General features: G+C 42.7%; 26 protein-coding genes and 1 riboswitch. Of the genes, 17 read left to right on the top strand and 9 right to left on the bottom strand.

The window, feature by feature from the left end; translation table 11 throughout:
* The first annotated feature begins 97 nt into the window (after nt 1-97).
* Nucleotides 98-832, top strand: coding sequence for a metallophosphoesterase family protein (locus ACV3PA_RS15930; RefSeq protein ID WP_456125207.1), 735 nt, complete (start codon nt 98-100; stop codon nt 830-832).
* A gap of 35 nt (nt 833-867) precedes the next feature.
* Here ACV3PA_RS15930 and ACV3PA_RS15925 read toward each other — a convergent pair whose 3' ends face one another.
* Complete coding sequence (locus ACV3PA_RS15925; RefSeq protein WP_053452286.1) at nt 868-1,146, bottom strand: hypothetical protein; 279 nt, start codon at nt 1,144-1,146, stop codon at nt 868-870.
* 125 nt (nt 1,147-1,271) lie between these two features.
* Here ACV3PA_RS15925 and ACV3PA_RS15920 point away from each other — a divergent pair, with 125 nt between their 5' ends.
* On the top strand, nt 1,272-1,907 hold the full coding sequence (locus tag ACV3PA_RS15920) for a sterol desaturase family protein (protein WP_053452285.1): 636 nt from the start codon (nt 1,272-1,274) through the stop codon (nt 1,905-1,907).
* A gap of 17 nt (nt 1,908-1,924) precedes the next feature.
* Here the strand turns inward: ACV3PA_RS15920 and ACV3PA_RS15915 are convergent, their stop codons facing one another.
* From ACV3PA_RS15915 to ACV3PA_RS15905, 3 genes are all read right to left on the bottom strand, one after another.
* Nucleotides 1,925-2,479, bottom strand: coding sequence for a TetR/AcrR family transcriptional regulator (locus tag ACV3PA_RS15915; protein ID WP_029340803.1), 555 nt, complete (start codon nt 2,477-2,479; stop codon nt 1,925-1,927).
* Entirely contained in the window at nt 2,466-4,784 is a 2,319-nt protein-coding gene (locus ACV3PA_RS15910) for a YhgE/Pip family protein (RefSeq protein WP_456125206.1), read from the bottom strand. Before ACV3PA_RS15910 ends, ACV3PA_RS15915 begins: the two co-directional genes overlap by 14 nt.
* Before the next feature lie 152 nt (nt 4,785-4,936).
* Nucleotides 4,937-5,902 (bottom strand): quinone oxidoreductase family protein, encoded by a 966-nt coding sequence (locus tag ACV3PA_RS15905; protein ID WP_456125205.1) that lies wholly within the window; start codon nt 5,900-5,902, stop codon nt 4,937-4,939.
* A gap of 105 nt (nt 5,903-6,007) precedes the next feature.
* Between ACV3PA_RS15905 and yidD the strand changes: the two genes are divergently transcribed.
* Nucleotides 6,008-6,292, top strand: a complete 285-nt coding sequence (gene yidD, locus ACV3PA_RS15900; protein ID WP_053452282.1) for a membrane protein insertion efficiency factor YidD — start codon at nt 6,008-6,010, stop codon at nt 6,290-6,292.
* Between the two features lie 108 nt (nt 6,293-6,400).
* Here yidD and ACV3PA_RS15895 read toward each other — a convergent pair whose 3' ends face one another.
* Nucleotides 6,401-6,790 carry a tautomerase family protein gene (locus tag ACV3PA_RS15895; protein WP_029340806.1) on the bottom strand — a complete coding sequence of 130 codons (390 nt, stop codon included), beginning with the start codon at nt 6,788-6,790 and terminating at the stop codon, nt 6,401-6,403.
* Between the two features lie 55 nt (nt 6,791-6,845).
* Complete coding sequence (locus tag ACV3PA_RS15890) at nt 6,846-8,330, bottom strand: aldehyde dehydrogenase family protein (protein ID WP_456125204.1); 1,485 nt, start codon at nt 8,328-8,330, stop codon at nt 6,846-6,848.
* A gap of 181 nt (nt 8,331-8,511) precedes the next feature.
* On the opposite strand from ACV3PA_RS15890, the gene ACV3PA_RS15885 reads away from it, so the two are divergent.
* The 6 genes from ACV3PA_RS15885 to ACV3PA_RS15860 all read left to right on the top strand — a co-directional run bounded on the left by ACV3PA_RS15885 (nt 8,512) and on the right by ACV3PA_RS15860 (nt 13,144).
* The gene (locus ACV3PA_RS15885; RefSeq protein WP_053452281.1) at nt 8,512-9,741 is read left to right on the top strand and encodes a DUF2254 domain-containing protein; all 1,230 of its coding nucleotides are present in this window, start codon (nt 8,512-8,514) and stop codon (nt 9,739-9,741) included.
* 38 nt (nt 9,742-9,779) lie between these two features.
* Nucleotides 9,780-10,262: a DUF456 domain-containing protein gene (locus ACV3PA_RS15880; RefSeq protein ID WP_456125203.1), complete on the top strand. Its 483-nt coding sequence runs from the start codon at nt 9,780-9,782 to the stop codon at nt 10,260-10,262.
* A 193-nt stretch (nt 10,263-10,455) separates the two neighbouring features.
* Entirely contained in the window at nt 10,456-11,793 is a 1,338-nt protein-coding gene (locus tag ACV3PA_RS15875) for a hemolysin family protein (RefSeq protein WP_053452280.1), read from the top strand.
* Nucleotides 11,794-11,970: 177 nt separating this feature from the next.
* Nucleotides 11,971-12,405, top strand: coding sequence for an organic hydroperoxide resistance protein (locus tag ACV3PA_RS15870; RefSeq protein ID WP_035412467.1), 435 nt, complete (start codon nt 11,971-11,973; stop codon nt 12,403-12,405).
* Between the two features lie 26 nt (nt 12,406-12,431).
* Nucleotides 12,432-12,605, top strand: a complete 174-nt coding sequence (locus ACV3PA_RS15865; protein ID WP_023467179.1) for a hypothetical protein — start codon at nt 12,432-12,434, stop codon at nt 12,603-12,605.
* Nucleotides 12,606-12,631: 26 nt separating this feature from the next.
* Nucleotides 12,632-13,144 carry a type 1 glutamine amidotransferase domain-containing protein gene (locus ACV3PA_RS15860; protein WP_053452279.1) on the top strand — a complete coding sequence of 171 codons (513 nt, stop codon included), beginning with the start codon at nt 12,632-12,634 and terminating at the stop codon, nt 13,142-13,144.
* Nucleotides 13,145-13,191: 47 nt separating this feature from the next.
* On the opposite strand, the gene mce is transcribed toward ACV3PA_RS15860, so the two are convergent.
* A complete protein-coding gene (gene mce, locus ACV3PA_RS15855) occupies nt 13,192-13,602 on the bottom strand; it encodes a methylmalonyl-CoA epimerase (protein ID WP_456125202.1) in 411 nt (136 codons plus the stop codon).
* Nucleotides 13,603-13,865: 263 nt separating this feature from the next.
* Between mce and ACV3PA_RS15850 the strand changes: the two genes are divergently transcribed.
* The 7 genes from ACV3PA_RS15850 to ACV3PA_RS15820 all read left to right on the top strand — a co-directional run bounded on the left by ACV3PA_RS15850 (nt 13,866) and on the right by ACV3PA_RS15820 (nt 20,140).
* A complete protein-coding gene (locus tag ACV3PA_RS15850; protein WP_456125201.1) occupies nt 13,866-15,311 on the top strand; it encodes a murein hydrolase activator EnvC family protein in 1,446 nt (481 codons plus the stop codon).
* Nucleotides 15,312-15,513: 202 nt separating this feature from the next.
* Nucleotides 15,514-16,791: a murein hydrolase activator EnvC family protein gene (locus ACV3PA_RS15845; RefSeq protein ID WP_456125200.1), complete on the top strand. Its 1,278-nt coding sequence runs from the start codon at nt 15,514-15,516 to the stop codon at nt 16,789-16,791.
* Between the two features lie 64 nt (nt 16,792-16,855).
* Nucleotides 16,856-16,966, top strand: a riboswitch (TPP riboswitch).
* Between the two features lie 115 nt (nt 16,967-17,081).
* Nucleotides 17,082-17,885, top strand: a complete 804-nt coding sequence (gene thiD / locus ACV3PA_RS15840; RefSeq protein WP_456125199.1) for a bifunctional hydroxymethylpyrimidine kinase/phosphomethylpyrimidine kinase — start codon at nt 17,082-17,084, stop codon at nt 17,883-17,885.
* Entirely contained in the window at nt 17,866-18,633 is a 768-nt protein-coding gene (gene thiM, locus ACV3PA_RS15835) for a hydroxyethylthiazole kinase (RefSeq protein ID WP_053452274.1), read from the top strand. The genes thiD and thiM overlap by 20 nt, the downstream gene beginning before the upstream one ends.
* On the top strand, nt 18,623-19,261 hold the full coding sequence (gene thiE / locus ACV3PA_RS15830; protein ID WP_053452273.1) for a thiamine phosphate synthase: 639 nt from the start codon (nt 18,623-18,625) through the stop codon (nt 19,259-19,261). Before thiM ends, thiE begins: the two co-directional genes overlap by 11 nt.
* 11 nt (nt 19,262-19,272) lie before the next feature.
* Nucleotides 19,273-19,716 carry a hypothetical protein gene (locus ACV3PA_RS15825; protein WP_456125198.1) on the top strand — a complete coding sequence of 148 codons (444 nt, stop codon included), beginning with the start codon at nt 19,273-19,275 and terminating at the stop codon, nt 19,714-19,716.
* 55 nt (nt 19,717-19,771) lie between these two features.
* Nucleotides 19,772-20,140, top strand: a complete 369-nt coding sequence (locus ACV3PA_RS15820) for an ArsR/SmtB family transcription factor (RefSeq protein WP_053452271.1) — start codon at nt 19,772-19,774, stop codon at nt 20,138-20,140.
* A gap of 44 nt (nt 20,141-20,184) precedes the next feature.
* Here ACV3PA_RS15820 and ACV3PA_RS15815 read toward each other — a convergent pair whose 3' ends face one another.
* Both ACV3PA_RS15815 and ACV3PA_RS15810 read right to left on the bottom strand, forming a co-directional pair.
* On the bottom strand, nt 20,185-20,823 hold the full coding sequence (locus ACV3PA_RS15815; protein WP_053452270.1) for a CHASE3 domain-containing protein: 639 nt from the start codon (nt 20,821-20,823) through the stop codon (nt 20,185-20,187).
* A gap of 192 nt (nt 20,824-21,015) precedes the next feature.
* Nucleotides 21,016-21,885 carry a YitT family protein gene (locus ACV3PA_RS15810; RefSeq protein ID WP_456125197.1) on the bottom strand — a complete coding sequence of 290 codons (870 nt, stop codon included), beginning with the start codon at nt 21,883-21,885 and terminating at the stop codon, nt 21,016-21,018.
* A 136-nt stretch (nt 21,886-22,021) separates the two neighbouring features.
* On the opposite strand from ACV3PA_RS15810, the gene ACV3PA_RS15805 reads away from it, so the two are divergent.
* Nucleotides 22,022-22,624, top strand: coding sequence for a hypothetical protein (locus ACV3PA_RS15805; RefSeq protein ID WP_053452268.1), 603 nt, complete (start codon nt 22,022-22,024; stop codon nt 22,622-22,624).
* Nucleotides 22,625-22,763: the final 139 nt, after the last annotated feature.

Below are 22,763 nucleotides of genomic sequence, written 5' to 3'. Positions count from 1 at the left end.
AATCAATATTTTCTGACAATTTATTTTTTCCGAAATCTTACAGGAATTCACCATAGCACCCGGGAAATCCTAACCTATCAACAATGGAGGCGTTTACATGAAAGTGATGATTTTTACAGATATTCACGGGAATGCTGCAGCATTGCGTGCCGTGTTGTCTTACCTCGATCAACAATCAGATATCGATGCCGTATATTGTCTTGGCGATCTCGTTGGAATCGGACCAGAACACAATGAGGTTATCAATTTATTGAGACAACGATCAGATATTCAAACGATTTCCGGGAACCATGATGAATGTGTTCTTGCTTTGATCCATGAGGAAGTTTATCCCGATAGCTACCGACATGCTAAAGAGCATCATCAATGGATCGCGGACACATTGACGCAAGAGAATCAGAAGTATCTGGAAAGCTTGCCGCGCGTGTTAAATATCACGCATCAAGAACAAATTATGCATCTGACGCATTATGCCTATGCGGATCTAACGAAGAAGATCGGTGATGATCCGCTCAAACCAGCAGTAGAGGGAACAAAAGAAAACTTATCCGCCTTGTTTACGGAAAATGAGGCGCGAATCATTGGTTTTGGTCACCATCATCCAACGCAACAAGTCGAGACGGGGCAGACACTCTATATCAATCCTGGTGCACTTGGATGTCAGGAAACAGCCATCGCTCCAATAGCAATCATCGACTGGAAGAAGAATCAAGTCCGTTCAGAAATCCTGACAATTCCATATGATGACCGACCATTTCTAGATGTACTCAATGCGACGGAGATGCCGGAACGTGAGTTGATGCGCCGTCTCTTCTTCGGTAGTAGAACATGAAAAACCCTTCATGAAACATTCATGAAGGGAGTCGATCAACCCGATAATTTCATCATGATTGATACGAGACTTACAACGATCAGTAGCACAATACCGATATTTCGTTTCAATGGATGGCGTGACCAGTAGAAGAATAGTGCAAGGACAGGGGCCACAAAAAAGGCAATCACGAGACTAATTAGTGTTGCAAGAAATAAAACGAATATCCAGAGCTTACTAGTTGTCCGATATACTTGCCACATGTCGTAAAGCGCCATAAGTGTATAAGCGAGTAAAACAAAGATTATTCCGGTCGATAAACTCAAAGTGATCATCACTCCATTCTCTATTTAGTATAAGGGAAGGATCGACAATGATTATATGACATGAATTGAAAAACGTGACGAATCCATGAACGTACGATTAGACGCAGTAACAAAAAAGAAAGGAGAGGGCATCTATGTCAGATATCTATCGTCGTTTTTTCCTATTTCCAGATATTTTGATCATGCTCTTACTACTGATCGGAATAAGCGGTTATGCCATTGCTCAACCATTTCATTGGTCGATTCTACTGTTCTTTTTCCTTGGATTAATCGTCTTTAGCTTCAGTGAATACTTGACGCATCGATTTTTGTTCCATTTACCACCACCTAAAAATGCGCTTGGACGAAAACTGTTGAAACGGCTCCACTATGATCATCATGCACATCCAAATGAACTTCATCTGTTATTTTTACCGATTTGGTATTCGTTACCGAATCTCGGATTTTTTACAGGTCTGACATATCTTTTGACACAGTCTGTCGTTTTGACAGCTGCAGCGGCAAGTGGATTGATCGTTATGTTACTTGTTTACGAATGGAAGCATTATGTGGCGCATGTTCCGCTGAAACCGAGAACGCGTTTTGGAAAATGGATGAAAAAGACGCATCTGTTGCATCATTTCAAAAATGAACACTATTGGTTCGGTGTCTCGAATCCAGTAGGAGATTGGTTGTTTGGAACGCTGAAGGATGAAAAAACAGTCACATCTAGCCAGACAGCACGTGATTTAGAAAAGAATCAAGAATCGAAAAAACCGCCAATCAGCTGATCGGCGGTTTTTTTAATTCATAGGATACGCAACATGGCACGACGAATCGTATCGAGTTCGAGCGGACGAGCAATCAATGGCCATTCGGCAATCAACGCAATGTACGTCCGGAAAATCAAAAAGGCCGTGACGTCGACGGGTACGTCGCGATCGTCTTGTCCAAGGCGAGTCTCAAGTAGCGTTTTAAGATATTCGACGACATGTCGTTCGATTCGTGTTCGTAATTCCTGCATCTCTTGTAATTTTAAGTTACGTGTTTCTTCGATGATTTGAAGAATGAACAAATGTTGTTGCTGATGATAAACAATGGCATCGATCATGGCTTGTTTATTTTCTTCCACTGTCGCATGTTCGACATAAGCGCGTTCCGCTTCTTCTTTCATCTCTTGTAGCACACGTGTCACGAGAGATTCAAATAAGTTGAGTTTGCTTTCAAACAGCTGATAGACAGTCGGTTTCCCGACATGAGCGCGTCGAGCGACACGCTCAATTGTCGTTCCTTTATAACCGAGTTCTGAAAAGCAAGCCATCGCTGAGTCGAGTATCAATGTTTCTTTATCAGACTGTGTCATGTTGTTTTCGTCTCGCTTTCGTTGAGAGTAGAATCCGTTTGGCTCCGAGCCCTCCAACGAAGCTGATGATCAAGGCGACGACTAAGATAATCGCAAGAACTTGACTGTTTGAAACGAGGGCATCCGTTACACCAAGTCCAAGAGCTTCACGGAATCCACCGACTGAATACGTCATTGGTAAGAATGCGTGAATCGATTGGAAGAAGCTTGGTGTCATTTCGACTGGGAACGTACCACCACTACCACCGATTTGGAGAAGGAGTAGTAGGAAGGCAATAAACTGTCCGACGCGACCGAGGAGCATCGCGAGCGTGAACAGGATTGTAATAAACGTCATCCCTGTTAAGGCAGCAAATCCATAGAGCGCAGGGACACTCGCAACATCAGCATCAAGGACATAAACGATTGCTGTAGCCGCTGCGACACCTTGCAATGCTCCAATCGGTAAGATAAGTGATAATTTACCGACAAGGAAGCGCCAGCTCAGACTCTCACCATGTTCTGGACGAATCTGATAAACAGAAGAGAACATCAATGCGCCTGCAAACAAGGCAATACTTAGAATATAGGCTGATAAACCAGAGCCATAGTTGTTGACTGTCGAATAGTCATGTTCTTTTAAGACGACGGGTTCTGCAAGCATATTATCCCGTTCTTTTGTCGGCTTAACCGTTACATCTTTAGCTCCTTTGCTGAGCTCATCCTTTAGCGTTTTAGCACCATCTTCGAGTTTCGTGTTGGCATCCGCGATTTTTGAAGCGCCGTCGGTTGTTTTACCAATTCCGTCTGTAATCGTAGTTGAACCAGATGCCAATTGTCCTAACCCGCTATTTAACGCGCTAGCACCTGTTTGAAGTTGATGCGTTCCATCTGAAAGCTGATTTGCACCGTCAGCAAGTTGTGCGCCGCCTGATGCAGCTTTATGCACACCCGCAGTATATTGACCAAGTTTTTCATTAAATGTCTGTTGTCCGCTTGCTAATTGTTGTGCGCCAGACTCGACTTGTTTCGCACCATCGACGAGCTTTAATTGCCCAGCGTTTAGTTGTGATACAGCTGATTCGACTTGTTTTCCGCCAGCAGCGAGTTGACCGATTTTTTTCGTTGCTTCCGTAGCTTGAGCAAGACTCTGATCAATTGCGCCTTCTTGTGAAGCGAGATTCTTGATATTTTCTTCTAAAGTTCCGATTGTGCCTAGTAAGTTTTGCTTTTCTTCATCTGATAATTGATCAGAAGCGGAAATAACTTGTTTTAGTTGAGCGGCATTTGCTTCAAGAGCTTCTCGACGAGCACGTAAGTCTTGTTTAGATTGCGCAGCATCTTGATTTAATTGATTTAATAACGCATTAGCTGCCTGTGCCTTTTCGTCCAATTGATTTAATCCATCCGTCAATTGAGGGATTTTTTCATTGAGTTGAGCCGTACCTGCAGCAAGTTGTTCTGCCCCTTGGCGGACCTGTGTTGAGCCACCACTGAGTTTTGTTGCGCCGTCTTCGAGTTGCGCGGCACCTGCCTGTAACTTGCCACCGTTTTCATCGAGTGTGTTCAAACCAGAAGATAACTCACCCGTTTTTTGAGCGAAGAGGGCGGTCTTTTCGTCGAGTGTCGTTGCCCCATCACTGAGTTTTTTAGAGCCTTGATTTGCTTCCCCGAGTTTTTCGGACAGTGTGAGACTACCATCCGCGAGTTTTCCAAGATTCGTTGCCAGCGTTTTGGCACCATCTGCTGTTTTATGGTTTCCGTCCTCAAGTTTAGAAGAACCGTCTGATGCCTTTTCCATGCCATTTGCGATTTTCTTTAAGGCACCGAAGATTGCGCTACTATATTGTTTCGTAACGGATTTTCGGATCTTTTCGTTTAATTGTTTTGCAGCCGTACTCGAAATTTGTGTTCCAGAGTAGTTTTTGGCTGGATTTAAGTAGTATTCCAACTCAATTTTCTTCGGATGATCGTCGAGTAGTGTCGTTGCATTTTTAGAGAAATTCTTCGGAATAACGACCGTCATATAGATTTTGCCGTCACGTAATTCTTTTTCGGCTTTGTTCTTAGATAAGAACTGCCAATCAAAATCATCATTTTTTTTGAGTTTATCGACAAATTGATCCCCGATGTCGACTTTTTCTCCTTTAAACTTCGTCGCACTGTCTTCATTCACGATAGCGACCTTAATATCTTCTGTCCGACCGTATGGGTCCCAGAATGCAGATAAGAAGATGGAGTTGTAGAGAAATGGCACGAGGATGAGGGCGAGAATGACGACAATCATCATCGGACTCTTCAATTTCTTCCATTCTGAGCGAAACATAAATACAAATCCCCTTTCTAAAACTCAAAACTAATTTGAGTTTTAGGTTTTGATGAGATTTACTTTACTCTCTTCATTGTAAAAAAGCAATCGATAATCTTGATTTCACATAAAAAAAGACGACTCGCAGGGAGTCGTCTCAAAAAAACGAGTTAAGGAAGCAAAAGTAATTTTCCTGTGCTGCGTCGACTTTCTAAAAAGTCATGCGCTGATTTTCCATCAGATAAAGCAAATGTTGTAGGAGAAGACAGGGTGAGGTGACCGGATAAAATCCAATCAAACAATTCACCGGATCTACGGATTCGTTCTTCAGAAGATGTTAATACGTTCCAAAGATCACCACCCGTTAATGTTTTTGATGTGTCCATCAAAAAGCGAGGATCGACAGGAGTAGGGTCACCGCCTGCCATACCATAGAATACAACAGTTCCATGAACTTTTGTCACATGGAAACTATCCATTAATGTCGAACCGATTGATTCGTAGACAACATCAACTCCTTTACCTGACGTTTGTGAAAGCACTTGCTCGACCCAGTTTTCTGAATACAAATAGACAGACTCACAGCCAGCTGTTTTGGCAATCTGTGCTTTATCAGAAGAAGAGGTCAACCCAATCGGTGTTGCACCGAGTAATCGAATAAGCTGTGTCAATAATTGACCTACGCCACCTGCAGCAGCGTGTACTAAGATGGTATCTCCTGGTTGGACGCGATAACTGTCGCGGGTCAAATAATGTGCCGTCAACCCTTGCAATAAGACAGACGCAGCTGTTTCGTATGAGATACCGTCAGGAAGAGGAATCAATTTATCGACGGGTGCTGCTACGTACTCAGCATTCGCAAGCGGGACGTCCGCAAAAGCAACGCGTTGACCTACGTAGAACGTAGAAACAGTTGCACCAACCGCTGTGATGACGCCTGATCCTTCGTAACCTAAAATATACGGAGGCTGACCTTCTAGATGGTAGTTACCTTTGCGACGATAGATATCTGCGAAATTCAGACCAATCGCTTTCATTTCAATCAGAACTTCATGTTCGGTGATTGTTGGTGTTGGCAGGTCTTCGAACCGTAGTACATCGGACGTTCCGAATTCATGGAATGTTAATGCCTTCATTTCAACACATCCTTCTTTTAATTCTCTTTTTAGTATAAGGCAGAACATCTGAAAATGATGGAAAGATGCGTTACACTAGAAAAAAAAGACGAAAGAAGGGACAGTATGAAACGTGTCTTAATGGGAGGAATTCGCTTTTATCAGAAAGCTATCTCTCCCATGAAACCAGCTACCTGTCGATTTTATCCAACATGTTCCCATTACGGGATGGAGGCGATCGAACGTCATGGTGCAGTAAAAGGCAGTTATTTGACGACACGTCGTTTGCTCCGTTGCCAACCATTTCATCCAGGTGGTCTCGATTTCGTTCCAGAACCTGATCAGTTTAGTTGGAAAGCACCATTACAGAGAGAAAATCCACGTGAGAAGGTGGAGGAGACTGAGGAATAAATCATATGAATGTTCGTTGATTATTTAATGAAATGTAAGCAAAAAAGGAAATGTACTACCGAACCTTATCGGTAATACACTTCCTTTTTTCGTTCTATTTGCGAGAAATTATAGTTTGCCTGTCAAAAACTGTGCTTCACCGAGACCAAAACTCCAGTCTGCAGCATCGTTTTCGACGATCGAAACCATCAAATCAGTCGGTGCAAGTCCACAGTTTGCTTGCAAACGTTCGGCAAGTAATTGATAAAGACGTTGTTTTTTCTCTTCCGTCCGCGTTTTACTTGTCACACTGATGAGGACGATATCTTTACTCCGTTCAAAACCAAGTCCTGTATCTTGAATGACCATCTCATGTGCTTTATGCGTATGCACAATTTGATAACGATCACGTTCTGGGACATCAAATGCTTCGACCATTGCATCGTGTGCGGTGTCGAGTAAGGTTTTTAACTCTTCTTCTGAACGTCCTTCAATAACGTCGAATCGTAATAATGGCATATAAAATCACTCCTTAATAAAAGTATGTAGAGTAGGGGAGAACCCTACTCTTATATTATTCGAAGAAAGGTTTGTATTGACGGCGATCATGCATGACAGACAACCATTGGACAGTCGAGAATTCTTCAAGTACCCATTCACCGTTGAAGCGACCAAGTCCTGAATCTTTTTCACCACCAAATGGCATATGTGGCTCATCGTTGACTGATTGGTCATTGATGTGAATCATACCTGTTTCAACTTCAAGCGCAAAGGCAGTCGCACGTTCAATAGAAGAACCGTGCACAGCACCACTTAATCCGTATGGGAGTGAGTTCGCGATTTCAAGTGCTTCTTCATCCGTATCGAACGGGATGATGACAGCGACTGGTCCGAAGATTTCATTTTTAGCAAGCGGCATATCATTCGTAACGCCTGTCACGACTGTAGGTGCGATGACGTTATCTTTAGCTTCTCCACCAACACGAACGGTTGCGCCAGCAGCTTTTGTTTTCTCGAGGTCTTCAAGAATCCGTTCAACTTGTGATTGGTTGATGAGCGGTCCGACTTGTGTCCGGTCGTGTGATGGATCACCGTATTGTAATTCTTTTACACGAGCAACGTACTTCTCGACGAACTCATCATGAATCGAAGAGGCAACAAGAATCCGGTTCGTTGACATACAGATTTGACCTTGGTGGTAGAACTTGCTGTAGATAGCAGATTCAACAGCGCGGTCGAGGTCTGCATCATCAAGTACGACGAAGACGTTGTTTCCGCCAAGTTCAAGCGCCGTTTTCTTCAAATGTTTGCCGGCAAGCTCACCAATGTGACGACCAACTTCAGTGGAACCTGTAAATGAAATCAGGCGTGGTACAGGATGTTCAACGATCGCGTCGCCAATTTCCGAACCGCGACCAACGATGACATTCAAGACGCCTTTTGGTAATCCGGCTTTTTCGAACAGGCTAGCAAAAATCAATCCGCCTGAGACAGGTGTATCTGTAGCCGGTTTGACGACGACTGCGTTTCCGATGGCAATGGCAGTAGCAATCGAACGAACAGCTAAATGGAACGGGAAGTTCCATGGACTGATGACGCCGATGACGCCAAGTGCTTTACGGTAGATTCGGTTTTCTTTACCTGGTACGACCGATGGACGAATTTCACCGTGCATCCGCAGTGGGAATGTAGCAGCTTCCTTGACGATCAGGACAGAAGCAAGGAATTCACCTTCTGCTTTAATACGTGTACTGCCGGACTCTTTAATCAACCATTCGATGATTGTTTCTTTTTCTTCGTATAAGACTTTCAAGAAGTTTTCGATCAGACCTTGGCGTTTTAAAGCAGGAACTTTCGCCCACTCTTTTTGAGCGACTTGAGCCGCTTCATACGCATCATCTAAATCTTGTTGATTCGCTGCAGAGATCGTGAAAAGCTCTTCACCCGTGAACGGATTCGTATTCGTCATGTTGCTGTCACTTGCGCCTGTGCGCCACTGACCATCAATATAAATTTTCGTGAAATCTGTATGCAATGTTGCTTCGTTTTGTTGAGCCATATCATTTCATCTCCCATTCGTTTTCATAACAATTAAGTTATTCACGTTATGAAAAGAAGTAAAACACATCCGTGCACTTCGACCAAATATATTGCTCAAACTGATGAATGGAATAGGGTTTTAAAGCGCTCTAAATCAGGAATTTATTCAATATAGTACTATAAAGAGGAGGAATTTTATTTTGAAGAAACTGAAAGTCCTATCACGAGAAATTAATTGGTGGTGGCCGTTACTTTACGGACTTATCGGTATAGGACTGACGGGTGTCGTGACGTGGTTAGATGTGTATGTATCAGACTGGTTTCCAAAAGAGTGGCAAACGACACTTGGCTTAGCACAGACGATCCACAGTTCGGTTTTTACCGGACTGCTCGCCATGATGACATTTACATTCTCGACCATTCTTGTCGTCTTGACGACCTATTCATCACAATTCTCACCACGCACGTTACCTAACTTCATTGAAAATCGACAGGTGCAACACATTTTCGGTATTTTCATCGGAGCAGTCAGTTATTCCATGACGATGTTGTTTTTCCTTCGTCCGGCTTTAAAGACGAGCGTTGTCGCTTCAGCTGTAGCCGTTCTCGTTGTGCTGATATCGATCGTCGCATTCGTCGCATTCATTCATATCGTCAGCCAGTCGATTCGCGTCACGACTTTACTCGATCGATTGCACAGTGAAGGGAATGAATTGTTAAAACGTCAACTCAAGCATTTGGAATCGGGAGAACAGAGAATTACAGAAAAGAAGATGACGATAAATCATCCTCATCGTATTCAGGCGACACAAACTGGATATATTCAAGCGGTTGATTATGATGCCTTCGATCAGAAAGAAAACGTGTATATTCATCGAACGGTCGGTTCTTTCGTAACAGAGGGAGAGGTCATCGGACGCGCAACATGCAAAGATATCGATGGAAACATCTTGATTGGTCCGACGAAATCTTCAGAACAGGATTTTGCATTTATTCTTGAAAAGTTAAGTGAAGTTGCATTACGTGCTATCTCTCCAGGAATCAATGATCCGAATACAGCAAGACATGCCATTCGGATCATAGGTGATTTAATGCGCCAGTATGCTGTGATACCGGATGGTGTACTAGTCGTTGGAGAGGAACAGCAACATATCATCGTCCGGGAAACTTATCAACAATTGTTATATACGACGTTTTATCAACTGCGACATTACGGAGCAGAGGATATTTCTGTTCTTGCAACGATGCTCGAGTCACTCGGGACAATGAAGAAAAATGGGTTACCAAGTCACTGTGAGACGATTCAACGATTCATTCCATACATCTGTTCGGAAGCACGTTTTGAAAAAATGAACGACTGGGATCGCGATTTTCTACAAAATCAAATACATCGGGCGTTGAATGAAACCTTTGCCTCACCTTCGACGTAATAATGGGCAAGAGTTTCACAGGAAGGGAGGGATAGAAAGTGACAATCTTGTTATGGAGTCTGATCGTCGTTTGTTTTCTAGTCGCTTTTGTAGGTCTCGTATATCCGATCATCCCAAGTGCACCAATTTTAGTAGTGGGCTTTTTGATTTATGGATTTGGATTCGGCTTCTCTGAGTTATCGATTAGTTTTTGGGTGATTCAAGCGATTTTTATCATCCTCTTATTTACACTCGACTACCTCGTCAGTGCCTACACCGTTGATCGGCGGGGAGGCTCACAAGCAGCTAAGATTGCGACGACAGTTGGATTGATTGCAGGACCATTTATATTGCCGGGTATCGGATTATTGATTTTCCCCTTCGTGTTTGCCATCTTAACGGAGAAAATCATTAGTAAAAAGACATGGCAAACTTCAGTTTCAGTCGGAATTGGGACTGTCCTAGGAATTTTATCAAGTGCATTATTAAAAGGAATCGCGATGTTACTCATGATCGTGATCTTCATTCTCTATGTTGTATGATGGATTGAAATGATGTCTTCAAGTACACATTTTATGAAAGTTCCGTTATAGTATGAATATGAAAAAGTAGGGAAGCTTTGAAAGATTGAAGCTTCTTTTTGCTGTAAACCACCAGATGCCTCGGCATCTGGCTTTATATTAAATGGAGGTGAATCCCCTTTCTTCGGGGAAACGATTGGACAGTACACACTCAATGGAGACATTCGACACGACAACGATCATTATTCGACTACTCGTCATTGCACTACTTATCGTCTTGACGGCTTTTTTTGTTGCCGCCGAATTTTCGGTCGTCAAAATGCGAATGTCTCGAATCGATCAGTTGATTACAGAAGGAAGCAAGACTGCGAAAGTGGCGAAGCGGCTACTTGAGAATTTGGATTATTATTTATCAGCCTGTCAACTTGGTATTACCGTGACAGCGCTTGGTCTCGGGTGGTTAGGAGAATCGACGGTAGGCGCAATTCTCGGTATGTTGTTCGAAGAGATTGACATCCCGAATTCCGTTTCGACGATCATTTCGTTTGTTCTTGCATTCTCGATTGTAACGTTTCTTCATGTCGTACTTGGAGAACTTGCTCCGAAATCTCTCGCCATTCAAAAAACGGAAGCGATCACGATGTTACTCGCGCCACCACTTTATTGGTTCGGTAAAATCATGAAACCGTTCATCTGGACATTGAATGGTTCAGCACGCGTGATTCTTCGTTTGTTTGGCGTCGAGCCAGCGGGACACGAAGAAGTCCATTCTGAAGAAGAGATTAAAATCATCATGACACAGAGTTATAAGAGTGGAGAAATCAACCAGACTGAACTTTCCTACATGCAGAACATCTTCTCGTTCGATGAGCGGATCGCAAAAGATATCATGTTACCGCGAACGGACTTAATCACGATTTCGAACGATGCATCGATGGAGGATATCATTCGCCTTGTTGAAGAGTATCAGTTCACACGTTATCCAGTAGCGGAAGAGGGAGATAAGGATAAAATCCTTGGCTTCATCAATGCAAAGCAGTTATTTACGGATCATATGGCAAACAAGGGGAAAGCATTAAGTTATTACATCCACAACTTGCCGATTGTATCTGAGTATTCACCGCTTCAAGACGCGATGTTGAAAATGCAGGTGGAGCGGACGCCAATGGCGCTCGTCATTGATGAGTACGGTGGTACAGCTGGTGTGATTACGATGGAAGACATATTGGAAGAAATCGTTGGAGAAATCCGAGATGAATTCGATAAAGATGAGAAAGCAGATATCGAGCAGATTCATGAGAGGTTGTATCGGATTTCAGGACGTGTCTTGATTGACGACTTAAATGAGCGCTTTAACCTTGGAATTGAAGAGGAAGACATTGATACAATTGGTGGCTGGGTCATGGCACAGGATACAGAAGTGTCGAGCGGTCAAGAATTCCGCTATCAGGCGTACACGATTAAAGTGATGGAAGTCGATAATCACCAGGTCAAATCAATTTATCTTCAGTTGCCTGATCAAGAAGCAATTGAAACAGAAGATATCGGATAAGAAATAGCATTCAAAAGACGATGGACTTGAAGTTCATCGTCTTTTTTTGTCCATCAACAAAATCGAGCAGTTGAAGCAGTTGACACTCTATGTGTTTATCTCCGTCAGTGACGGGTATTACTGATTATGTGGCAAAAAAAGCATTTTTCAATTCAACAGGAAAAGGGGTTTTTTATTATGTCAAACGTCATTCTTACTTCACGTGCATCTGCAGTCGGTGGTCGCGACGGGAAAGTTGCTTCAGACGATAACGTCATTAATCTCGATTTAGTCATGCCAGGAACAAAAGGCAAAGAAGACATTCCGACATCAAACCCGGAACAGTTATTCGCAGCAGGATATGCCGCTTGTTTTGATGGTGCCTACAACTTGATGGCGCGCCAAGCAAAAAAACGAGTTGAGACGCGGACGAATTCAGAAGTCAGCCTCTTACAGGATGAAGCGGATAACGGTGTGAAAATTGCAGCGAAACTCGTCGTCGAAGTCGTGGGTGTATCGCAAGAAGAAGCAGAAGAGTTACTAGAGAAAACACACAACTTCTGCCCGTATTCAAAAGCGACACGTGGCAATATCGATGTCGATCTTTCTGTTAAAGTCGTCGATTCATTATAAGTGATGGGTCTTGAGGAGGGTTTTCGATGGCACCAAAAGAAACCGATCGTCCAAATGAAGAATTCGAAGATGAACGGGATCGTCTGTCTGATAAAGAGCGGAAACTGACAGAGGAGCAACAAAAGGAAATCCTAAAAGGAAAAGATGAAATGCCAGATGATACGGTTTCTCCACGAGATCGCGGAGAAGATCCGATTTAAATTAAACAACTTGGGGGATGAATCACATGTCTAAAAAAGTAGCCGTTGTACTCGCCGATCATTTTGAAGATGTAGAATTCACAGGACCGGTTAATGCATTAAAAGAAGCAGGACACGAGATTACTGTTATTGGCTCCAAAAAAGGTGCAGAACTCGTTGGGAAGCAGGAAGAGGCAAAAGTCACCGTTGATCTCTCGATTGATGAGACTTCAGCGGCAGATTACGATGCGCTCTTGATTCCGGGTGGATTCTCACCGGATTTACTACGGGAAGATGATCGTTTCGTCTCATTCGTCGAAGAATTCGATATGTCGAAAAAACCGATCTTCTCAATTTGTCATGGACCACAGTTGATGATTAACGCAAAAATCGTCAAAGGAAGAAAAATGACAGGTTATAAATCGATTCGGATCGATTTAGAAAATGCGGGTGTAGACTTTACGGATGAAGAAGTTGTTGTCGACGACAACTTCGTCTCAAGCCGTCAACCAGATGATATTCCGGCATTTAATCGGGAAATCGTAGCAAAACTCGGCTAATATCAGGACATAAAAAATCAGCACTGCGACGTCGCAGTGCTGATTTTTTATGCATTCTCAGGATAATCACAAAGTTCGGTAATGACACCGTGTGAATGACGAGGATTCATATAAATCAGTCGTCGTCCGAACGGTGTTGTTCGATACGTATCCTCTAAAAATGTTAGACCTTGTTGTTTAGCTTCTAGAATAGCTTGATCCAAATCCTCTACACGGTAAGCAATGTGATGGACACCTTTTCCGCGTTGTTTCAAAAACCGAGCAATCGGACTATCTTGACTGGTTGGTGTTAATAACTCGATATGCGCATCATCAAACTCAATGACTGCAATATTAGAAGCAACACCAGGAGCGGGATTCGAATATTCATGAGTTAATGTGCCACCTAACACTTTTGTATAGAATGAAATCGCTTCTTGCATGTCACGGACAGCAATTCCAGTATGATCTAATTTCATATGATATCCTCCTTCTATTCGCTTCAGTTTCCCAAAAATGAATCAAAGTTGCAACGATGAGATATCTTCCAAATGTTTCTATTACATAGTCGGGGAAAGATTTATTTAAAATGAAATATCACTGAAATATTATGGAAGAGGAATGAATGCTATAATCAAAAACGTTCTTATAAAAAAGAAAAACTATTACAGAATTTAAATTTAACGCAAATTTTTACGATAAATCATAAAACATATCATTATAGAAAAAGAGGGAATACTACATGAAAAAAACGTTCGCGTCGCTTATCGTTTCCGCACTGGTTCTTTCATCCGCACCTCATTTTGCAGCAGCTGATGATTTAAGTGAACAGAAAGCCAAAAACGAACAACAGCAACAAGACAATGTTAAAAAGCAAAAAAACTTAGAGTCTTCCGTTAATCAGGAAGGTCAAAAAATCTCTAAAACACAACAAGAAGTCAATCGACTAGACGAAGCTTTGAACGAAAAAATCTTTGCCGTCGAAACAAAAGATCGTCAAATCAAAGCAACAGAACGAGAAATCGTTGAACTTGGAAAAGAAATTGAGAAATATAAAGCGAAACTAAAACGCCAAGAAAAACTTCTAGGTGATCGTCTTCGTGTCATGCAAGAGAATGACGGAAACTCGATTAAATGGGAAGAAGTTATCTTCGGTGCTAAAAACGTTGGGGACCTCGTAAGCCGTGTCATGGCAGGGAAATCCATTTCAAAACAAGATGATAAAATGATCACGGATTACCAAAATACGCAAAAGCAATTAGCAGATGCGCAACAAAAAGTGAAAGAGAAGAAAGCGCAGTTAGTCGTTGAAAAGCAGGAATTAAAACGTCAGCAAGCGGATCTTGAATCTCAATTAAAAGAGCGGAACAAACGTTTAAAAGAACTACGTAAGAAAAAAGAGAAATTCGAAACACAATTAATGGATGCAAAAGAAGTCCAGCAAATTCTAATCGCTCAAGAAAAAGCGATTGCAGCTGAAAAAGCAGCACGTGAACGTGAAGCACGTATCGAAAAAGAGCGTCAAGCACAAGCAGCACGTGAAGCGAAAGCACGAGCAAAAGCTGAAGCAGCGCAAGCGGCAGCTCAAAAAGAAGCAGAACAACAAGCTGCTAAAGAAGCAGCGGCTCAGCAAGCAGCGCAAGAAAAAGCAGCACAATCAGCAAAATCTTCTGGTTCGACGAAACAGTCGACACCAAAAGCATCTACACCAGCACCAGCTGCACCTGCTCCAGCACCGTCAGCTCCTGCAACACCTAAACCAGCACCAGCATCAGGTGGTCTATTCATTCACCCAACAGTTGGGGCTGTCACACAAGGATATGGTTCAGCTGGAGGAGAAAACGGTTATACGTTCCATAACGGGATCGACTTCGGTGGTCCAGTTGGGACTCCGATCGTGGCAGCTGCAACGGGAACAGTCATTACAGCATCAGGTGGTGGACCTTACGGAAACCACATCATGATTGCTCACCAATTGAACGGTAAGACATATACGACATTGTATGCGCACATGAGTGCATTAAATGCTCATGCAGGTCAACGTGTCAGCCAAGGTCAACAAATTGGTTTACGCGGAAGCACTGGGAATTCAACTGGTCCACACTTACACTTCGAAATTCACGTTGGTGGATACAGCTATAGTGCAACGGGTCCAGCTAACTCAGTAAACCCGATGACTATGTTTTAATTAGTGAAGAATCGTTGCTTAGCAACGGTTCTTTTTTTGTGCTTTTCAAAAAATAAATGTTTATATTACAAAAAAACGTTTGCATTTGAAATGTAAATGAAATTTTTTTGAAATGATTAGGGTGCTATAATCTATTTCAGAGATGAAAGAAACTTGAATACTATAATAAAATATGAAAAAACATAAGTGAGGAATACGATATATGCTAAAAAAACTAATTTCTACCATTGTTTTAGGGGCATTACTTATAACAGGAACACAACCGATCGCGGCAGCAACGATTAAAGAAAAAAAGGCTGAAAATGCTGCAGAACAACGTAAATTAGAAAAAGCGATTAAAAAACAAGAGTCGAAAATTTCAAAAGAACAACGTCAAATCAATCAAATTGATGCAGCGATTAACGAAAAGATTTTCCAAGTTTCCGAAAAAAATAAACAAATTAAACAGTTGAACGTTCGAATTGACGAGTTAAAAGCAGATATCGTTCGTTACGAAGAGATGCTACAGAAGCAGGAAGAACTTCTTGGTGATCGCTTACGTGTGTTCCAAGAAAACGATGGGAACTCGATTAAATGGGAAGAAGTCATTTTTGGATCAAAGGATTTGGGTGATTTATTTAGCCGTGTCATGGCTGGGAAAAAAATCGCTGAGCAAGATGATAAAATGATTTCGGATTACATCGCGACACAACAAAAATTAGCAGAAGCAAAACAAGCACTCGTCGAGAAAAAAGCGGAGCAAATGCAAGAAAAGAAAGTATTGCTTGAACAAAAGAAAGCGTTAAAAGTTCAAATGAAAGAGCGTAGTGCTACACTGAAAAAATTACGAAAAGGTAAGACGAAGTTCACGACAGAACTTCTAGATGCAAAAGAACTGCAAGCGACTCTTGAAGCTCAAGAACGTGCGGTTGCGGCAGCGAAAGCTGCTGCTAAAGCAGCGGCTGAAAAAGCAGCAGCAGAGAAAGCAGCAGCTGAAAAAGCCGCTAAAGCGAATGCTCAAGCAGCAAAACAAGCAAATAAGAATACAGAATCAACAAGTTCAGATGCAACACCAATCGTTTCAGGTGGTGGGAAATTTGTTCGACCATCTTCTGGTGGCGTCTCACAAGGTTTTGGACCAGCTAGTGGAGCAAACGGTTATACATTCCATAATGGTGTCGATTTTAAAGGTCCCGTCGGATCTCCAATCGTCGCATCAGCAGCCGGAACGGTCATTACCGCATCAGGTGGTGGACCTTACGGGAATCACGTCATGATTTCGCACTTCCTTGACGGGAAAGTGTACACGACTGTCTATGCCCATATGAGTTCATTGTCTGTTCATGCAGGACAAACCGTTTCTCAAGGTCAGCAAGTCGGAACACTTGGTAGTACGGGAAATTCAACAGGACCACACTTGCATTTCGAACTACATGTCGGAGGGTATCAATACAGTGCCTCTTCTCCTCTGAATGCAGTGAATCCATTAGCATATCTGTAATCAAAAACGGGCTTCGGCTCGTTTTTTTTTGTTCCCTATGCTACAGTTAAGGCGAAACGAATACTTGAGCAACTAGGGGAGCTGGAGGAATCTGGCTGAGAGGAAAACCAATCTGTTTTCGACCCTATTACCTGAACTGGATAATACCAGCGTAGGAAAGTTGAGCCGAACGGATATCGGAATGCGTGTATAACGCTTTTGTATAGCGTCGACTGCTTTTTTACAGCGGTCGGCGCTTTTTTTGTCGGTAACGACTCCCTTACATTGCTCGATGGGAAGGTGAGAGAAACATGAAACATGTATTGACGATTGCAGGATCCGACTCCGGTGGTGGAGCTGGAATTCAAGCAGATTTAAAAACATTTTCGGCTTTAGGCGTTTATGGAATGAGTGTTCTGACTGCTGTCACGGCGCAAAATACATTAGGTGTTCAAGCGGTGGAAGAGCTATCTCCGGAAATCGTTGATGCCCAGTTAACATCGATTTTTTCAGATATTCGTGTCGATGCGATCAAAATCGGGATGGTCTCGAATGCGCAGACGATTCGTGTCATCGCTACACATCTTCGTAAACAGACAGTTCCGATCATATTAGACCCAGTCATGGTCGCAAAAGGTGGACATGCCTTGTTACGGACAGAGGCAGAACAAGCACTGATTATGGAGTTACTACCACTTGCGACACTCATTACACCAAATTTACCAGAAGCTGAGCGTTTAACGGGAAAGTCAGTAACCAATCTAGAGGACATGCGGTCTGCGATGCATCAATTGGCTACGCAGACGGGCGCAGTCTTATTAAAGGGTGGACACTTACCCGGAGAGGCGACGGATTTATTGTTTGACGGAACGAAAGAACATCGCTTCACATCCGAACGGTTAGACAACCAACATACCCACGGAACGGGTTGTACCTTATCTGCAGCGATTGCAGCACGGATGGCGCTGGGAGAAGATTTACCAGGTAGTGTACGACAGGCAAAAAGCTATGTCACGGAAGCAATCCGTCATGGATTTGCCCTCGGACAAGGTATTGGACCGACACACCATTTTCATTCACTTTGGAGGGATGCACATGTTTACGACCATTCTTGAACAGAAACCACTCATTCACCATCTGACGAATACGGTGACGATTAACGATTGCGCAAACGTCACATTAGCTGTTGGGGCATCCCCCGTCATGGCGGAAGACATTCGAGAAGTAGAAGAGATGGTTCGACTCGCACAAGCTCTTGTCTTGAACATTGGTACACTTGATGCAGAAATGCAGGAAGCACAACGACTGGCAGTACGTGAAGCAGGACGATTGAACGTTCCAATCATCCTCGATCCAGTCGGAGCAGGAGCTACGACATTAAGAACCGATTTCTCAAAAGAATTAATCGATTTCGGATGTACGATCATTAAAGGAAATGTCTCTGAAATCAAGACTCTACTTGGAGAGAATGGACGAACGAAGGGAGTCGATGCTGTGGGAGACGGAAGCATGGATCGAGAAAGTATCCGTATATTCGCACGCAAACAGCAATCCGTCGTCGTCGTCACCGGTCCAATCGATTACATCACGGATGGCACACGCGAAATGGAATTGAACGTGGGTACTCCTCGTCTTGGAGACATCACAGGAACAGGTTGTATGACGGCATCGATAATTGCTAGCTTCCTTGGTGCAGGCTATACGGCGTATGAGGCGGCAGTTCATGGAACGTTCGTCATGGGAAAAGCAGGAGAGCGGGCAGCATCGGCACAAGGTCTAGGCGATTTTAAACGAGAGTTGTTCAATGCCATCAGCCTGATGACGGAACAAGATCTGACGGAGGTGACGGAACGTGGTAATTGATTATTCGATTTACGCCGTGACGGATCGTAGATATCATCCAGGAGTTGCTATCGAAACGGTCGTTGAAGAAGCGATTTTAGGTGGGGTAACCATCGTGCAACTACGGGAAAAAACAGCGCAAGGAAAGGAGTTCTTTGAACAGGCAGTTCAGTTAAAAGCACTCACGGATCGTCACGACATTCCATTGATCATCAATGATCGAATCGATATCGCGTTACTCGTCGGAGCCGGTTTGCATATCGGACAAGAGGACATTCCTCTAACCGCAGCACGTCGTCTCTTACCGAACGCTGTAATCGGTGTATCGGTTGCAACTGTTGAGCAAGCAATGGAAGCAGAACAAAATGGGGCATCTTATTTAGGGGTGGGGTCTTTATTTGCGACGTCATCGAAAGCAGACGCTGATGCGATGCCGTATACGACACTTCAGGCGATTCGAGAAGCGGTTCACTTACCTTTGATTGGTATTGGTGGCATTACAGCAACAAATGTCTCGTCTCTACCGATTCTACTAGAAGGATACGCGGTCATTTCTGATATTTTTGCTAAAGAAGATCGGCAGCTCGCTGCAAAGCAAATGACAGATGCTGTGCGAGAATGGCATCAATCTCTTCAGAACAGGGTATAATTCGTTCAGAGGTGATTGTATTGAAATGGCAGACGATCCGTTTTCGGGGCTATTGGATCCGGTATCGGTTAGAACCACAAATCATTCGGGTCGATAATCAGGGGATTTATCATCTAGGAAAAGTTTTATTTCCGCGTCCTAATCGTATATCCTATGAAATGGCTCTTTTATTGAAGGAAAAGTATGAGCGACGTTACAAGCGACCTTTGTATATTAAAACGAGTTCGATTGCGACAGAAATCTGGGGGCATACTCATTTAGATATTTATTATCGGATACTTCTTCGGTTGCCGATCCCAGCTTCATTGCGCCAGCGTTATACGAATCGATTAGAAAGTACAAAAGTCATCGATATCGGGGTGCGTGCTGTCGACCAAAATCGAATTGTCTGGGATATCGGAGATTTTGTCGGGGGGTGGCTCGTGTTTTGGCTCATTCGCAGACGAATGCGCTGAACTTGCAATGTCCTGTTTCTCGTGGTGCAATATATATAGAAACGAGGTGACGGACATGGACATTCCCCGTTGTGAAACGATCGCGATTGACGAACAGCGCGCCACCGAAATCGGACATGTCGTTGATACAATTCCGACGCTTGAAATTGGAAAATTGTTTAAAATTTTATCAGATGCGACACGATTACGAATCGTTTATGCTTTGACGATTGAAGAAGAATTGTGCGTTTGTGACGTCTCTGCTTCTGTTGATTGTTCGATCGCGACAGCGTCGCATCATCTGCGATCCCTATTGAAACAGGGACTTGTAAAGTTTCGTAAAGAAGGAAAAGTCGTCTATTATTCCTTGGATGATCATCATGTATCATCGCTTGTCCATATGGCGATGGAACATGTACAAGAGGGAAAAGCAGTACTTGAATGATTTTTAGAATAAACGAAAAGCGCAGCAATAGCTGCGCTTTTCGTTTATTCTTGTGCTGATTGCTTTGATATGGCAGGAGCAAAGCGATGGAAGAAAAAGATCGTTGCACTAATCATTAAAAAGGACAGAATGGACAAGCCGAGGCACATCCATTTATATGTAGCAATTAACGTATCCGATTGTTGTAATTTTGCTTGAAGGGTTTGATACAAATCATCTTTTACACGGGATAAGTCTTCAAGAATTGTCTGAGTTGTTTGAGTCGATTGTCTTGCAAGACGTTTTGCTGCTGCAGGACTTTGACGTTCATATACGACGAAAACCCGTTCAATTTCAGACTCCCATACATTGTTTCGCCGAAGTAAATCCTTGATTGCCCCGGGAGTAGTTGATGATTGATTCAGAGCGTTACGTAAATCATGAATTTTCGAAGTCGAAAAATAATATTGTTCGATGTAACGATTATCCTCATACAATAAGAGACCACGGACTGCATTTGCTCGATCTCGATTATGTTCAACTAGCTGGTCGACTTGATTAATTAACGGTATATCATGATCCTTCATCTGCGCTGTCATCGCTGCAATTGTCCGATAACCGGACAAGGCATAAATGATTGGTATAGAAGCAAATAAACTGATCAAAAGAATCAGCAGAATACGCTGACGCCATAGTGAGTGCATGCAATCATTCCTTTAAATAAAAAGACATGTCATTAGCTTAACTACTATTACAAGAAAAGTGAAGCCTGTCTATTTTTTGAATAGGGATAGGAAAGTAGAAAGTCAGCATTTTGAATAAAAAAAGCAGGAAAGCTAGTACAATCCGAGAAGCTGTTTTGTAGAAGAAAAAGCGCAGCTTAGCTGCGCTTAATGTTAAAACGAATAGGAATGTTCCTTGTAATTTCCGAAAACCGTATGGATTTCTGAGAACGTAACGAATGCATTTGGCTCAACAGAAGCGACGATCTCTTGCAAGCGTACGATTTCGTTATTTTGAACGACAACGTAGACCATTTTTTTCGTTCGGTTGGAGTATCCACCCCGTGCATCCAAAATCGTAACACCACGACCAAGCTCTTTTGTAATGACTTCGTTGATTTCATCTGCTTTCTCACAAATAATGATACATTGCTTAGAAGCAGAATAAAAACTATAGACCGTTTGAAGGGCTTTAGCGCGAACAAAGCTCATGATGAGAGCGTACATAACGTGTTTCAAATCGAAGACCCACCAGACAAGAATGTAGATGACAAGATCTTGCATTAGAAATATACGAGGAAGTGGCCAGTTATGAAAACGAGCGAAGAAAAACTTTCCAAGAATATCGAGCCCGCCGGTAGACGCGCCACCGAAGAAAATCAATGCCATTGCAAGACCGGAGACTAGACCGGCAAAGATGGAAGCGACAAGCGGATCATTTAAAGATTCTGGAACGATTTGAGTTGGAATCCAGTCGATTAAAAAAGAAGAAGCAATGACGATAACGCCAGATAAGAACATGAATCGCTTACGTAGAAAACGGAAACCTAAAATGAAGAGTGGGATGTTTAAGAGCAACTGTGTTAAGCCGATTGGGGTATGGAAGAGCTCTTGCACAACGAGCGTAATCCCCATGATACCACCGGATCCGATATCATTTGGAGATAGTAGTAAACTGATGTAAAGGGAATAAAGTAATGTACCAATGATTAAAAAACTGATTTTTTCAACTCTCTTTTTCTGTGGGTGTGTCGTAGTAGTCATGGCAATATGATGAGTGACCTCATGCTCCTCCTTCTGTGAGTATCTGCCTGCAAGAGTACGCCCATATGCATAAAATTTCAACCCTTCTTATGAAAAAAGATGAAAAAGGGTAAGTTTTTTTAGGAAGGTGATGAAAATGAAAAAAACGTTCTTGATTATTGGATGTATCTGTTTAGGGATACTGATAGGCATTCGTATTTTTCAACAACCAGATGAAGAAAATCGAACGTCTATTTGGCATGATGGTGATATCGTAGCAAGACAAGTCGGTGCTTCGATGATGAATACGGTAGCGATTCGTCAGTTAGCCGAACAACTCCCGTTTTCATCGGAATTAGAACAGGTAGATGTTGAAGGAGAATCGTTACGGCTTGCCTATGACGTCACTGGAAAAGAGCGGCGTGCGTGGATTGGGACGGACACTGGTACATTACAAGTGAATCAGGATTTTTTAAACGCTCGTTTATCAAAAGTCCTCATGCATCATACACTCGTATTATTCTCAACGATTCCTGACTTGACTAATCTTGAAATTCACTACACCGATCCCTATTCACGTGCTGATTTTAAAATAGACCGGAAAGCATTTGATGCTTATACGCCAACTGATATCGAACGGGCCACTTCATCTTCGAGTCGATTCAACCGTGTCGTTATCGATAGGTATGTCCTGGATGTATCAAGACGACAAACCTTTTTCGAACAGTTCGTATCAGGACTTTCGATTCGAAATAATTAGTTGTATAAAACAAGAAAAGGCATTTTTCACAATCTCGACACAATGATATCGTTTACATCTCGTTCTTTTATGAAAACAATAAAACAGGTCTATTCAACGCTTGAACATCTTTTAAGATGGAAGTATGATAATAAATGAA

The sequence above is a fragment of the Exiguobacterium sp. EA-TM-5 genome (assembly GCF_053878415.1).
The sequence above is the reverse complement of the archived record's forward strand: the minus strand, read 5'-3'. Positions and strand labels throughout refer to the sequence as shown.

Coding starts and splice junctions, on each gene's coding strand:
- ACV3PA_RS15845 (WP_456125200.1), top strand. CDS start 15,514: ATGCTAAAAAAACTAATTTCTACCATTGTTTTAGGGGCATTACTTATA.
- ACV3PA_RS15905 (WP_456125205.1), bottom strand. CDS start 5,902: ATGAAGGCATTAACATTCCATGAATTCGGAACGTCCGATGTACTACGG.
- ACV3PA_RS15925 (WP_053452286.1), bottom strand. CDS start 1,146: ATGATCACTTTGAGTTTATCGACCGGAATAATCTTTGTTTTACTCGCT.
- yidD (WP_053452282.1), top strand. CDS start 6,008: ATGAAACGTGTCTTAATGGGAGGAATTCGCTTTTATCAGAAAGCTATC.
- ACV3PA_RS15865 (WP_023467179.1), top strand. CDS start 12,432: ATGGCACCAAAAGAAACCGATCGTCCAAATGAAGAATTCGAAGATGAA.
- ACV3PA_RS15870 (WP_035412467.1), top strand. CDS start 11,971: ATGTCAAACGTCATTCTTACTTCACGTGCATCTGCAGTCGGTGGTCGC.
- ACV3PA_RS15875 (WP_053452280.1), top strand. CDS start 10,456: ATGGAGACATTCGACACGACAACGATCATTATTCGACTACTCGTCATT.
- ACV3PA_RS15815 (WP_053452270.1), bottom strand. CDS start 20,823: ATGCACTCACTATGGCGTCAGCGTATTCTGCTGATTCTTTTGATCAGT.
- mce (WP_456125202.1), bottom strand. CDS start 13,602: ATGAAATTAGATCATACTGGAATTGCTGTCCGTGACATGCAAGAAGCG.
- ACV3PA_RS15890 (WP_456125204.1), bottom strand. CDS start 8,330: ATGGCTCAACAAAACGAAGCAACATTGCATACAGATTTCACGAAAATT.
- ACV3PA_RS15805 (WP_053452268.1), top strand. CDS start 22,022: ATGAAAAAAACGTTCTTGATTATTGGATGTATCTGTTTAGGGATACTG.
- thiM (WP_053452274.1), top strand. CDS start 17,866: ATGTTTACGACCATTCTTGAACAGAAACCACTCATTCACCATCTGACG.
- ACV3PA_RS15895 (WP_029340806.1), bottom strand. CDS start 6,790: ATGCCATTATTACGATTCGACGTTATTGAAGGACGTTCAGAAGAAGAG.
- ACV3PA_RS15920 (WP_053452285.1), top strand. CDS start 1,272: ATGTCAGATATCTATCGTCGTTTTTTCCTATTTCCAGATATTTTGATC.
- ACV3PA_RS15820 (WP_053452271.1), top strand. CDS start 19,772: ATGGACATTCCCCGTTGTGAAACGATCGCGATTGACGAACAGCGCGCC.
- ACV3PA_RS15930 (WP_456125207.1), top strand. CDS start 98: ATGAAAGTGATGATTTTTACAGATATTCACGGGAATGCTGCAGCATTG.
- ACV3PA_RS15850 (WP_456125201.1), top strand. CDS start 13,866: ATGAAAAAAACGTTCGCGTCGCTTATCGTTTCCGCACTGGTTCTTTCA.
- ACV3PA_RS15860 (WP_053452279.1), top strand. CDS start 12,632: ATGTCTAAAAAAGTAGCCGTTGTACTCGCCGATCATTTTGAAGATGTA.
- ACV3PA_RS15910 (WP_456125206.1), bottom strand. CDS start 4,784: ATGTTTCGCTCAGAATGGAAGAAATTGAAGAGTCCGATGATGATTGTC.
- ACV3PA_RS15810 (WP_456125197.1), bottom strand. CDS start 21,885: ATGACTACTACGACACACCCACAGAAAAAGAGAGTTGAAAAAATCAGT.
- ACV3PA_RS15915 (WP_029340803.1), bottom strand. CDS start 2,479: ATGACACAGTCTGATAAAGAAACATTGATACTCGACTCAGCGATGGCT.
- thiD (WP_456125199.1), top strand. CDS start 17,082: ATGAAACATGTATTGACGATTGCAGGATCCGACTCCGGTGGTGGAGCT.